At 48.9% G+C, this 12,709-nt stretch carries 10 protein-coding genes and 1 pseudogene; 5 read left to right on the top strand and 6 right to left on the bottom strand.

What is annotated here, in order from left to right; translation table 11 throughout:
* The first annotated feature begins 359 nt into the window (after positions 1–359).
* On the top strand, positions 360–647 hold the full coding sequence (locus IQ256_RS25970; protein ID WP_193858602.1) for a hypothetical protein: 288 nt from the start codon (positions 360–362) through the stop codon (positions 645–647).
* 422 nt (positions 648–1,069) lie between these two features.
* The gene (locus tag IQ256_RS25965; RefSeq protein WP_193858600.1) at positions 1,070–1,720 is read left to right on the top strand and encodes a response regulator transcription factor; all 651 of its coding nucleotides are present in this window, start codon (positions 1,070–1,072) and stop codon (positions 1,718–1,720) included.
* Here the strand turns inward: IQ256_RS25965 and IQ256_RS25960 are convergent.
* The 5 genes from IQ256_RS25960 to IQ256_RS25940 form a co-directional block, all read right to left on the bottom strand.
* Positions 1,717–2,469, bottom strand: a complete 753-nt coding sequence (locus tag IQ256_RS25960) for a response regulator transcription factor (protein ID WP_370623550.1) — start codon at positions 2,467–2,469, stop codon at positions 1,717–1,719. The two genes, IQ256_RS25965 and IQ256_RS25960, sit on opposite strands and share 4 nt — an antisense overlap.
* 136 nt (positions 2,470–2,605) lie before the next feature.
* Positions 2,606–3,304: a response regulator transcription factor gene (locus IQ256_RS25955; protein WP_193858599.1), complete on the bottom strand. Its 699-nt coding sequence runs from the start codon at positions 3,302–3,304 to the stop codon at positions 2,606–2,608.
* Between the two features lie 70 nt (positions 3,305–3,374).
* On the bottom strand, positions 3,375–5,348 hold the full coding sequence (locus IQ256_RS25950) for a CHASE2 domain-containing protein (protein ID WP_193858598.1): 1,974 nt from the start codon (positions 5,346–5,348) through the stop codon (positions 3,375–3,377).
* 309 nt (positions 5,349–5,657) lie between these two features.
* Entirely contained in the window at positions 5,658–6,569 is a 912-nt protein-coding gene (locus IQ256_RS25945; protein WP_193858597.1) for an SAM-dependent methyltransferase, read from the bottom strand.
* A gap of 88 nt (positions 6,570–6,657) precedes the next feature.
* Positions 6,658–8,274: a metallophosphoesterase gene (locus IQ256_RS25940; RefSeq protein WP_193858596.1), complete on the bottom strand. Its 1,617-nt coding sequence runs from the start codon at positions 8,272–8,274 to the stop codon at positions 6,658–6,660.
* 310 nt (positions 8,275–8,584) lie between these two features.
* Between IQ256_RS25940 and IQ256_RS25935 the strand changes: the two genes are divergently transcribed.
* From IQ256_RS25935 to IQ256_RS25925, 3 genes are all read left to right on the top strand, one after another.
* Positions 8,585–9,742 carry a WD40 repeat domain-containing protein gene (locus IQ256_RS25935; RefSeq protein WP_193858595.1) on the top strand — a complete coding sequence of 386 codons (1,158 nt, stop codon included), beginning with the start codon at positions 8,585–8,587 and terminating at the stop codon, positions 9,740–9,742.
* Between the two features lie 191 nt (positions 9,743–9,933).
* Complete coding sequence (locus IQ256_RS25930; protein WP_193858594.1) at positions 9,934–10,809, top strand: SDR family oxidoreductase; 876 nt, start codon at positions 9,934–9,936, stop codon at positions 10,807–10,809.
* Between the two features lie 313 nt (positions 10,810–11,122).
* On the top strand, positions 11,123–11,527 hold the full coding sequence (locus tag IQ256_RS25925) for an STAS/SEC14 domain-containing protein (protein WP_193858593.1): 405 nt from the start codon (positions 11,123–11,125) through the stop codon (positions 11,525–11,527).
* A gap of 373 nt (positions 11,528–11,900) precedes the next feature.
* Here the strand turns inward: IQ256_RS25925 and IQ256_RS25920 are convergent.
* Positions 11,901–12,709, bottom strand: a pseudogene (locus IQ256_RS25920) (hypothetical protein); the annotation flags it as partial.

Genomic DNA, 12,709 nt, shown 5'->3' with positions numbered 1-12,709 from the left:
GCATAAAAAAGGGGGGTGGGTAACGCTTTTGAAGTAATAGCAGGTTTGACTATTCAGGTGAATTTAACATAGCGACTACCAGCGCGATCACTGTTGGAATCGATACAAAAATTAGAACAAAATCGCTACTTTCTGAGAACTCTCTGAGAACTTTTCGTTCTCTCTCACCCTTCTCTCACGACTCTCTCATAATCTTTTTAGGATTTCTTTTGTTGGGTTAAGAGTTGTAATTAGAAATGCTGAAAAACGAATGTTTCGCGTTAGCGTTTGGGTAATGAGATGCGTAGCAATTGAACTTGTTTCTTTTGGTTTGAAGGTAGTAGGTTTTGTTGTTCACGATCGATTTTGATTGAAGTAATGTGGCCTACTCCATAAGACTCGCCCTCTCAGGGGTTCAGGCACTAGCGACGCTGTCTGGAGCCGCTCACACTGTTCGTAACTATACTGTTCGTAAATACAAGGTAATTAAAATGGCAGAAGAAAATAAGAAGGTCACAGATACAGAGCTTTCTGATGATCAGCTAAAAGATGTGGCTGGGGGTAACGATGTTCACAAGACTCGTCTAGAGCACCTAGACAACCAGACTAAAAGTGTTGAGAACGTTCAAGAAACTCGTTTAGAGCATCTAGATAACCAAACTAAATAGTTAGGGTGTCAGACGACTGATATCGATTGATTGTTGGACCGCAGGGGAGTAGCATGTGCTGCACCTCTGTGGTTTTGTCTTTAGCGATTTTCTAAAGCTGATTCTGGTACTTTGCTTAGAGATAAGGATTAAATAAGCTGTCTCTTCTATAGCCTTCCGCACTGTGCTCACTACACCTAGAAAGGCTCCGAAGAAGCCAGACATAACCCACCAACTCACTAACAGAACACTGAATTTAATTTTTGTTTCTTAGTACTCTGCTTGGTAAAACATTTTCAAATCGTATCTAATACTAAGGTGCGTTTTTGTTGCTCGAATTTTAATCAACGGTTAACTTTGCCAGCCAGCAGGGCTGTAAATTGACAACAGTAGGGAGATGGCGTCGTTGATAGTTCGAGATAGGCAAAGGGGAAAAGCAAGAAATGGTTGGCAAACGATTTCTGGTGGTTGACGATCACGAGACAATTTTAGAAGGGACCATTCCAGCCCTACAGCAACAGTATCCAGGCGCTGAGATTCTGACGGCGCAGTGCGTACGCGCTGCTGAGCAGCAGATCAGTGAGCTGAGCCTAGACTTAGTTATCGTGGATCTAAGTTTACCGATAGAACCGACCATGTCCGCTACGTCCAAAGTCGGTATGCAGTTGCTAAGTAAGCTAATGCAAAGCGACACTGCGCCTAATTTGATGGTGCTAAGTACAAATGTAAAGCCGCTGATTCGGCTAAGGTCGCTGATCAATTCATACGAAGGCGGCTTTGTCGCTATGAATAAAGCTGCTCCAATTCAGGCGATGCTGAAGTCTGTAGAAATTGCGTTACGAGGTTCGATCCACTTGCCGCCAGAGGTGAGAGCTAGAGTAGAGTTTGATCCTAAGTGGCTGAAGGTAATAGAGCTAAAGTATCAGGAGGGACTTTCTGATCGGGCGATTGCTCAGCGACTAGGCGTCAGCGATCGCACCGTACGTAACTATTGGACTCGGATTCAAGACGCCCTGCAGGTCTACGATGATCCTAGGCAGGATCTGCGAGTACAGATCCTGCTAGCGGCCCGCAGAGCCGGATTCATCAGCTAAAATGTACCCTCTTCTCTAAATATGTAGCCGACACTACGGACAGTATGCACAAGGCGAATCTCGCTATTGGCCTCTAGCTTCCTCCGTAGGTAGCGAATATAGACTTCGATGATGTTAGAACTTCCCATATATTCGTATCCCCACACATTTTCAAGAATTTGCGATCGCGTCAATACCTGAAAGTAGTGGCACATCAAATACTCTAGTAAATCAAATTCTTTAGCCGTTAGGCGAATAAAGCGATCGCCCCTAAAGACCTCTCGGGTTCTGCGATTGAGCTGAACGTCGGCGCACCGCAAGACAGCAGACTCTGGGCGAGAGCTTTGATTACGCAACAGATTAGCGTGAATTCTAGCTAGCAATTCTTCTCGATCGCAAGGAAGCGAGAGACAATCATTCGCGCCTGCCTCTAATCCGGCAATTCTCTCATTCACATTGTCTTGTTCAGTCAACAATATAATCGGTGCTTCACCCTGGCTAGCCCGAAGGCGTTGACAGATCTCTAATCCTGAAATCCTTGGAGGAGACCAGCCAACAACCACTAGATCGGTAGCCACTCGCTGAACCGCTAATAGCCCCCGAATCCCATCACTAATCACGCTGACCTGAAAGCCTTCACGATTAAGTTCTATCTGCAGAGACTCAGCAAGTTCTGGCTGGTCGGCAATGATCATAATGTGCTGAAGTTGAGGCAGGCGAGACCGACGAGGGGGCTGCGTACCTAGACGTTCTTGCGTAGCTTGAAACATCAATAATCGGACCTATCAAAATAGGTTTAGTACGGTTTCGCTGACAGCTATTCTGGCCTAGCTTCTACGAAAATACACGAAGAACCACGGCAAACAGCTTTCCGATTTTGGAAAAGCATCATTGAAAGCCAACAAATTATGAAATCAACCCCGCCTCGCGGGCCGCTAGCTGAATCTGAATGCGTAAATCTTGGCGGCTGTCGTCTCTGACTTGGAGCGCGTCTTGAATTCGCAGCCAATAGTTTCGTATGGTGCGATCGCTCACACCCATCTGCCGCGCGATCGCCCGGTCAGAAAGCCCTTCCTGATACTTCAGCGTCAATACCTTCAACCACCTGCTGTCAATCTCAGGACGCGATCGCACCTCCGGCGGCAGATAGATAGATCCCTGCAAGGCGATATCTACTCTGTTCAAAGCAGTCTGTAGGGGCACCGATTTTTCCATCGCCACAAAACCACTCCGATAAGAATTAATCATCGACTTTAGGCGGATCAAAGGGCGAATATTAATACTAAATACCATCAGGCTAGGGGCTAGATCGCTTTCTAATAGTCGTTCCAAAAGTCTGGTACCTGCTGTTATCGTGGGTAGAGACTGCGGTGTCATCGGTAAAATCAGATCTGCCAAGACAAACGTAGGCAATTGAGCTGCGATAATTTGTTCAGCCGCCTGAATATTAGCTGCCGTTTCAATTTTGGCCGCTGGATAGCGCTGCTGTATTCCAGGTAACAGTCCCGCTAAAATTGCCTCGTGATCATCGATTAGTAAAAAGCGCTGAGGAAGATGACTGGCAGGCGCTATGTTGGCAGGCGCTGCATTGGATAAAGGCTGCATTATGTTAAAAGGGTTTGAATTGTCGTAAAGAGGTTTTGAACTGTAGAGAGACTGTAGAAAGTATGCTTTTTTACCTGAGTCTTTTTGAACGCCGCTTTGGCCAGCTCAGTTCGCAGAGCGTCCCTCGCGGCTGGTAAGGTCTGCGCTGAAACTCTCCATTTAGCTGCCGGGCGATCGCAATTGCCTGACGTGTGCCCTGTCTAGCTGGCCCAGAAGAGTCAAGTCCTACTCCATTGTCAACAATTTGTAGCCTATAGATATCGCGCTCAAAGAGACAAACGACATCCAGCCGAGTCGCTTCCATGGCATGATTGCCCACGTTCAAGAGAGATTCTTGCAGAAATAAACAAAGTCCTCTTTTGTCTTCTAGCGTCAGACGAGCCTCTGAAAAATTTTCAAAAATAGGTGTGATAAAAGCTCGAATCTGTCTGAACCCCGGTAACGGCTGATTGAGCGTATATTCATAGACCTGATAGAGTAAATCACTAATCGGCTGCTGCAAGTCAAGGAATGTGCTGTCATCTATGTATAGGCTGTCACGATGACTAAAGGTCTCTTGGCGCATCGTCTCAAAGATATTTCGCATTTCGGTATTAAGCGATCGCAGCTGATGTTCTACCTGTTCTCGCGACAAGCTTACTGTGCTGTTAGTCTGGTGAGAATTGATCTGGCGAGATAAGGCACTTAGCCGCTGCAAAGGGCCGTTGTGGACAGCTTCGTAGGTGCGCTCGATAGTGGCACGTCTTTGGGCTAGCTCAAAACGCATATCTCTATCGAAAAATGCGGTGGTTAAGCCCGCGCCGACAAGCGCTAGCACTGCTGGCACAACCGGCGTCCAGACGTTTTGAATCAAAAGCCCATAGCTAATCGAAATCAAGACCAGCGTGGTTATACTCAGTGCCAAGACGCTCTTCCAAGGCGATCGAAGAGTCACGCTGATCGCAACGCCGACTAAACCCCAACACACGATATAGATATATTCCACTAAATCTGGCCAGGTTCGTAGCGCGCAGTCTTCTTCTAAAGCAGATCTAATAATCTGTTGAACCACTAGAGAATGAACCTCGATACCATAGATGATTTTGGTTGGGTGTTGAGTAGACGACTGCGTAGAATGAAGCGTTGTTTTCGCTGCTGAGGTGATAAAGCTATTTTTGGCGATTATGGCGGCTCTTCCTACAATAATGATGCGATCGCGTAGTCGCTGTGGATCGATCTCTCCAGCTAAAAGAGAGCGAAGCGAAACTGTTTCATAAGATTGCTGCAGCATGCAAAAGTTCAGCAGCATTTGGGTTCCACTGTCATCCGCACGAATATATCCGCCTGAATTAGAACGAAACCTCGGTAGCGTCGCTGAGCCAAATCTAATAGGATTAGCAGCCCTATCTTCTTCAGTCCTAGATCTAGCACTAGCTTCAGCATCAAAGCCAACCTCTGCGTTCATCTTCGTACGAAGGTAATAGCGGGCAAGCCGAGAGGCTAAAGAATATTTTTGAACCCCCGCATCATCTCGGGTTGCTAGCACTACTCGCCGCAGCTTACCGTCAGGATCGATGGCCACATCAGCAAATCCTATCTGTTCTGGCGGGACATCATCAGGCGGTGCAACATTCATATTAGCTGCCTCGCTCAGCGCAATCTCAGCGACAATAACGTTTGGCATAGCAGTCAAAACATCGCTCAATACAGAATACTCTTCTCCTCTAGGCAAATCTCTAGAGATATCTAAACCTATCGCCCTAGGCTGATAGGTCTGTAGCTGTTGAAGTGTTCGGGCTAGGATCTCTGCTGAGATAGGAACACCTGTTGTTTGGTAGTCTTCTTCATCAATCGTGACCAGCGTTACCCTAAGCGCCGCTGTAGACCTAGGGCAATAGCGAGAGAACGTATCTAGGCTCATCCATTCTTGCGTTTGTAGCAATCCGCTCAATCGGATCAAGCAGACAAGTCCGATAATTAGCGCACCTGGTACAATCAGATCCTTTGTAACCGACTGTCGATAAGTTAGCTGATGAATTATTCGCGCCCTAGTCTCTCTTAGCATGTTGCCTTGGCAGATAAGCCTCAGTCGAAATAAAGTCCAGATATCTCTGAACACCTATAAACATAAGGCTTTGACCAATACTGCAAGATTAGCAAACGCTTAGAATTGCATAATAGTTGAGCTGCCAAGTTCTTCGAGAGAACTCAGTATTTTCTATCTTTATCATCAGACGCGAGAGAGGCTAGGTAAAACTCTAATGGTGAAATCCTTATCATTAGAGAGAAAATTAGCTAGCGCCTAAATATATCTGAAGTCAGCTATACGAACAAAAATAGACCTGAAATATACAACAACAAAGTACAGTAAATGTTACTTTGATTGCGACTCTGCTACTGTCCGATGATTTTGTTTCCTGGCGATCGCAAAGCCACCCAACACATCTGTCGATCCAGGCATAGGCTTTTCACCGATCCAGGAATCTACCACCTGCACGCTATCAAGCGCTAACCCAGTGCCTACCATCAGCTCAGACAGGCCAGCTTCTATCCCCCGACTCACATTCACCCCAAAGCGCAGCGGCTCACCGATGAAGTCCAATGCAGCCCTACCGATTCCAACTATTCCTTCACCACCGACTAAAGCCTCTGAGAAAAAGTCAAATGCGATCACGCTCCCCTCCCCACAGACTTCGTCTATTAAAACAAACCCCTGTCTGATCTCAGCTGCGCTCAGGTAGTAGGTCACACCTTCCCATAGAAAAAACGTCCGCTTTCTCGGATCGAATCCATTGGAGACTAGCACCTGCGTCCAGCTCTTGCAGGCAAAATCGACCGCGACAAAATTAACTTCACCCACGTCAATGCCGCTCTTTTCTAGCGCTTGTCTCTTCACTGTTTGTGTCTCTATTCGATCGACTTCGAATAGCCCCAGCTCTCGGCTCTTGCAAAGTTCAAACAGGCGCGTGTCGAACCCCGCCCCTAGAATCACCACCTGCTCGACAGAGGCCAGTGCCGCCGTCAGCGCTTTGTCAAAAAAGAAAGTACGAGCGCTTAGCATGCTCGCCAGCGTCGGTTTTTCTAGTGGCGCGATCGCTAGCCAGTCAGAAAGCCTCATCGCTAGTAAAATCGGCCCTGCTCCAGCACATAGCCAGCCATAGCTCTGGCCAAAGAGCGCCTGCACTAGCCGGGCTGTACTGCCATCAGAGCGACTTCCCTGCCAGTGCAGCATCCACCGCGTCCACAAAGGCACGAGCGCCGTTAGTGAAAAATCTTTGCGCTCCAAGCCAGCCCCCTCTCATACCTGATTTCTCTCATATCTGATTTATAGCAACCTGCATCCAGCGTTCGCCGCTCTAGATTGCTACAAATTTCTATAATACGATTGGATCGAGCTCGTATGATTTCCACTTGCTATCAAACCGTTCTGCCACCAGCGTGCGTAGAACGAACTGGGGTCGATTGTCTGGGCTGCTCTCCGTCTCGCCTGCTTGAGAATCACCTGCTTGGCCGCCATACTTTACATCTACCCGGAGCGCAGTATAGGGACGTCTGGTTTTACTCCCATGGCCTTCGCGCCCCATAAATAGATGGCATTTAGCAACAGGCTCACCGAATTCTTCTAAAACCGCACCCTCCTTTCTCTGTCGGCGCAGGCTAAAGCCACTACCCCCACAAACAATCCAGGGAATGGTGCGATCGCCGTGTCCGGTCTCTAAAGTCTTCAAATACTCAAAGCAGTGGGCATGACCGCTCAAGACAAGATCGACCAGCGGCCTCGTATACTCTTTGATCTCTCTTTGAACGTCATCAAGCACTTCTCTTAGGTGAACGCGAACGGCAAGCGTTTGTCCCTGAAACCACTTAGTGCTTTCGGTCACATAGGGGGGATGGTGAAAGTACAGGACTCTGCCTTTGGCGGTAGGATCTTGCCAGGAGGCAATCAGGCGATCGCGCAGCCAGTCTAACTGTTCTGTATCAACTGTGGTGTTCTCCAAAGAGGCGTTGAGCTGCTTATCAATATCCTGCAGTTGCTCGTCTATTTGCTCCATCTTGGCGTAGATCCGAGCAGAGCGGCCAGACTGCTCAGGAATGTCGGTGTTGAGAGTAGCAGATTCTAGGGCAAGCGATCGCATTTGTTCATCGAGCTCATCGCGCTGCTTTTCAATCTTCTCGCGCAGCGCAAAGCCTTCCTCAGTAGGGGGTAACGGCTGCGGCGCATTAAATGTGTTGCTATCTAGCGCAAAAAAATCAATCCCGTTTTTACGAAAGGTGTAGTAGCGATTGGGCAAGCGCGTGAATTCACCTGGCACATAGCGCAGGCAATAGCCCGTCCCTTTTTTGGCAGTATAGTGCGCCTGTAAATGCGCCTTGAGCTGACGCGGGCTCAGCGGTTCAGCAAAATCTAGGAAAGCTCTCGCAAAGCCTTCTCCTTGATAGGATCCGTGCCAGCCAACATCAAAATTAATTCGGCGACGCAGCAGCTTGCGAATGGGGGTCAGCGCCTTGCTCAAGATACCTGAAACCAAGGGTAAGTCATAGTAGTCGTGGTTGCCTAGCACCGGCAGGAAAGGCAGCTTAAAAACCATTTGGTCAAAGCGAATTTTGTGAGACTCTTTACCGCCCACTAAAAACTCCCGATACGGTTTGATGAAATTATCTGGATACTGCTCGCTAGAGCCAACCAGATAGACAACATCACCCGTATGAAGGATAAAGTCGCACTCAGATGAGTGCTGCAGCAATCGCTTTGTCACCCGGCGCTGTGGACTATCCCTCACATGTCGACTAGTGCCGCTATCACCAACAACCAAAAAGGAGAAGTCTTGATTGTTTTCTGCGGTGGTTTGGTTCTCTTCAGTAATCCTGTCAACAATTTCTAAACAGGTCTGGTCCACCCCTGCTTCTTTCCAAGCAGGATGCTGCCAGCGGACTCGCTCTTTCATCCGCGCAATTTTGGTGGCGATCGCCGGATCAACTACAAATCTCATAACTTATTCGCTGGCTTGTTCTTCAGTCTTACTAGACTGTAATACGTCTTCCTCTCACTCGGAAGCGGTATATCAAAATCAAATCAGGAATCGCTTGCATATCGCCGATCAATCTTTGTGTATTACCTATCGATCTAGTGCCCAAGATCTAGCGCTGACGAATCTGTCACCTATGAATTCGCACCTATGAATTTTCACTGAAGACGCAGTGCTGAATCAGTATTTACACAGGCAGCCCCTGTACAGTTGATCTTGTGTTCCTTGCTTTTCTCAGCTTCTCTGTCGTTCTCCTAAGTAGTTTTTCCTGAAAATGGCCCCGAAAAATCGCAACCTGTTCCCATTTTTCGCCGTATTGATATCAGCGGGTGTAGTCGCAAGCCTCGGTGGCACGTTTTTATGGATATCTGATTGGAGCGGGGGTGATGGCAGAGTTATTTCCCCGCTAGAAATGCAAGATCAAGCTTCCACCCAGAGCAGCGCTGTCAGAACTATCGGATCGCATGCGGCAACGGTCTTGAGCGTAGCGGCTGAGGCAACTAGCCCACTGATCGCTAGTGGCAGCTACGACAGCACGGTTAAGCTATGGAATAGAAATGATGCTGAGGTAGCTAGGTCGCTTGCCCATGAAGGCAGAGTAAACGACCTGGTTTTTACAACAGACGGCCAGCAGCTGATCACGGGTAGCGGCAGCGGCGATGTTAACCTGTGGCGCTTACCCAGCGCCGATTTGATTGCGACTCTGCCTGGCAACGCCGGTCGAATTATGAGCGTTGCTACCAGTCTAGACAACACCACGCTTGCCGTGGGTAGCGGCAATGGCGCTATCAAAACTTGGGCCTTAGACGAGATCCTCAGCAGCACTAGAGGCAACGCTTTAGCCAGCGAGAGCGAGCTCCCTGGCGCTAGTACACTCAACGCCATCGGCCCTCAGATCAATGCGATCGCCTTTCACCCAGTCAACCCTAACTTATTAGTCAGTGGCGACCAGGCAGGTGCTATACGCATCTGGGACGTAGCGCAGCGGCAAAACACACGCACCCTAACTGCCTCAGCCTCAGAAGAAGCCGGTGAGGAAAATAGTAAAGAAAACAGCGCCGAACGCATTTTGAGTCTTGCTGTCAACAGTAGAGGCTATATCGCTAGCGGTAGCGCTGATGCGTCCATTCGGATTTGGAATTTGGAAAATGCTCAGCTCACGCAGACCCTAAGGGGTCACGATCTTGTCGTCGCTGATGTCGCTTTTAGCCCCGACGGAACTCTACTGGCTAGTGCTAGCTATGACGAGACTATTAAAATCTGGGACTGGCAAAAAAATGAGGTGCTCTGTACGCTGAACGGCCATTCTGGGTTTGTCTATTCTGTCGCATTTAGCGATGCGGGCGATACGCTAATCAGTGGTGGATACGATGGCACAGTTAGATCTTGGGATCTAGTCACAGTCGCAGGTGGCAACTGTTTGGCCTATTGAGCTAGCTTACGTGGGCAGCCAGCACACGTAGGCGTAGTCTTCTCTTTGAGCCTGCACCCAGCGTTGGCTACAGCTAGAAAGTTCTGTCTTTTGTCGGCCTGATTTTCAGGTGAGCTGTCACCCTTGATAGAGATTTGCCAAAAAAGAGTCTTCTATGCTGAAAGGCGAAGACTTAACTATCAAAATTTGCTATGTCTAATACGTCTACAACATCAGAACGACGTCCTAAGCCCAAAGATATTCCTGGACAGCAGCTTGCTTATCCGGCTAGCCAAGCCGATATGACACCTGCGCCTGATAGTGATTTATCCAACTACAAGGCGGCTGGCAAGCTGACTGGCAAAGTAGCAATTATCACAGGAGGTGATTCTGGCATTGGGCGAGCAGTGGCGATCGCCTACGCTATGGAGGGAGCCAACACCGCTATTTTATATAACGCTAATGACGACGATGCGACCAAGACCAAACAGCTCGTCGAAGAACGCGGCGGTCAGTGCCTGCCAATCAAGATGGACGTCCGCAACCCCGAAGAATGCGAAGACGCCGTTAAACAAACAGTCGAAAAGTTTGGGCAGCTCGACATTCTAGTCAACAACGCGGCCTTTCAAATGGTGAGAGAAGATATCTCGGAGCTGACTATCAAGCAGTTTCACGAAACCTTTGAGACCAACATCTTCGGCTACTTCCACATGTTCAAAGCCGCCTATCCCCACTTGAAAGCAGGCGATGTGATTATCAACACAGGCTCTATTATCGGTAAGCAGGGCAAGAAGTTCTTGGTAGACTATACGGCGAGTAAAGGCGCTGTGCATACGTTTACAAAGTCGCTGGCGCTAAACCTGGCAGAGAAAAAAATTAGAGTAAACGCGGTTGTTCCAGGCCCGGTATGGACACCCAATATCCCAGCAACCATGCCAGAAGATCAAGTCGATGGATTTGACAGCGCCAACGCCATGAAGCGCACTGGTCAGCCAGAAGAGCTAGCCCCTGCCTATGTGTTCTTAGCGGCTGAGGACAGCAGCTTTATGACAGGCGCTTTGATCGACGTGACCGGAGGCCAGCTCTAGAAAATTCACCGCATAAGGCTAACTGTAAAAACATAGGCAGCTAGGTGTAGGCCATATCAATCAAGCGCCTGACGTGATATGGCCTCTTCTACTGTCAATCTTGAAAAATTTCGAAGACGCAGATTGCCCCCTTTGAGAACATCTGCGATTGAGCTGATGAACCGTTTGGGTACGTCCATATCTTGTTTGCACACCTTACAGGACTGCCTTCTGGTCAGATTTTACTGTCTATTCCTGCCGATTGATTCAAGCTAATATCGGAATAGGCAGAAAAATTAGGCAGTGAAAGATTTCCTGTTGAGGGAAACCAGGTATGGCAAAAGTCCAAGTCACGTCAGAAGTCAATATTGATACAGAGCAGCTTTTAGAAGGTGTTGCTCAGCTAGATACACCTGAACTCACGCATTTCTTATCTAGAGTCGGTTCAATTTTGGCTAGCCGCAGTAATTTACCGACTTCTGAAACGGTACTCATTCAAAAAATAAATCAAGGTCCTCCAGCCACAATTCAGCAGCACTATGATGAGCTGCAAGCCAAACTTAGAGATAAAACCCTTTCACCGGAAGAGCATCAGACTCTTTTGGATCTAATTGATGTTGTCGAGCTAGCGAGTGCAGAGCGGCTAAAGCACCTCATCGCGCTTGCTCAGCTTCGTCAGGTGTCTGTCGATGAAGTCATGAAGCAGTTGGAAATTCAGACGCCTCCAGTACATGTCTAGGCAGTATATTCCTGCGAGCATGTTGTGCCAGTCGCACGGGCGGAAAAACAGAGATTAACAATTTGGCATTTGCCTGTGGTGGCTGCAACGGACACAAATATACGAAGACCGAAGCAATAGACGAGTTGAGTCGAACAGTTGTTCCTCTTTATAATCCGAGAAAGCAGAGCTGGTACGATCATTTTGTCTGGAGTCCCGACCTTTCCGAGATATTGGGGATTACAGCAATAGGTAGAGCAACTGTTGCTGCTCTCAAGGTCAATCGGATCGGCAACGTGAACTTACGGCAGCTATTACTACTTATCGGACGCCATCCGCCAGCTTAATTGTTCTCTCAGTCCAATAGCGCTGGTAGTCGGAAAGTTGTGAATTATTACGGTGGGGCTGTAGGGCTTCGCGACCAGTCGGCTAATTCTTGGGCGCGGGCGATTGGGTCGATGGTTAGGGCAGGATCGAGGTCTTTGGCTCGGGTGTATTTGCGGGTAGCTTTATCTACTTCACCTCGCCGAGCTAATGCATTGCCCTGTGCGACTAGAAACTCTGCTGATTGCTGCTTTGTCCATACCTGTTGACACACCTCACAGGCGTGTTGCGCTGCCTCTGTTTGGGGAAAAGCTAGCGCTGTGTGATGCATCAGCGTATTGCAGCAGTAGCGCAGCTCATCTTCCCAAGTGCCCACTCGCCACAGTCTGAGAGTATTGTCACGGCTGCCGGAGACAATGCGATCTCCCTGGGGGCTAAAGGCCACTGAAAGAACCGCACTGCTGTGGCCCTCAAACGGCGATCCGATGGCGTTGCCTGCCAGGTCCCATAGTCTGAGAGTATTGTCAACGCTGCCGGAGACAATGCGATCTCCCTGGGGGCTAAAGGCCACTGAATTAACCCAACTGCTGTGGCCCTCAAACGGCGATCCGATGGCGTTGCCTGCTAGGTCCCACAGTCTGAGGGTATTGTCATCGCTGCCGGAGACAATGCGATCTCCCTGGGGGCTAAAGGCCACTGAACTAACCGCACTGCTGTGGCCCTCAAACGGCGATCCGATGGCGTTGCCTGCCAGGTCCCACAGTCTGAGGGTATGGTCAAAGCTGCCAGAGACAATGCGATCTCCCTGGGGGCTAAAGGCCACTGAATTAACCGCACTGCTGTGGCCCTCAAACGGCGATCCGATGGCGTTGCCTGCCA

The sequence above is a fragment of the cf. Phormidesmis sp. LEGE 11477 genome (assembly GCF_015207105.1).
In the GTDB taxonomy this organism is placed as follows: domain Bacteria; phylum Cyanobacteriota; class Cyanobacteriia; order Phormidesmidales; family Phormidesmidaceae; genus Phormidesmis.
Note: the sequence above shows the minus strand (reverse complement) of the source record. Positions and strands in the feature narration are given on the sequence as shown.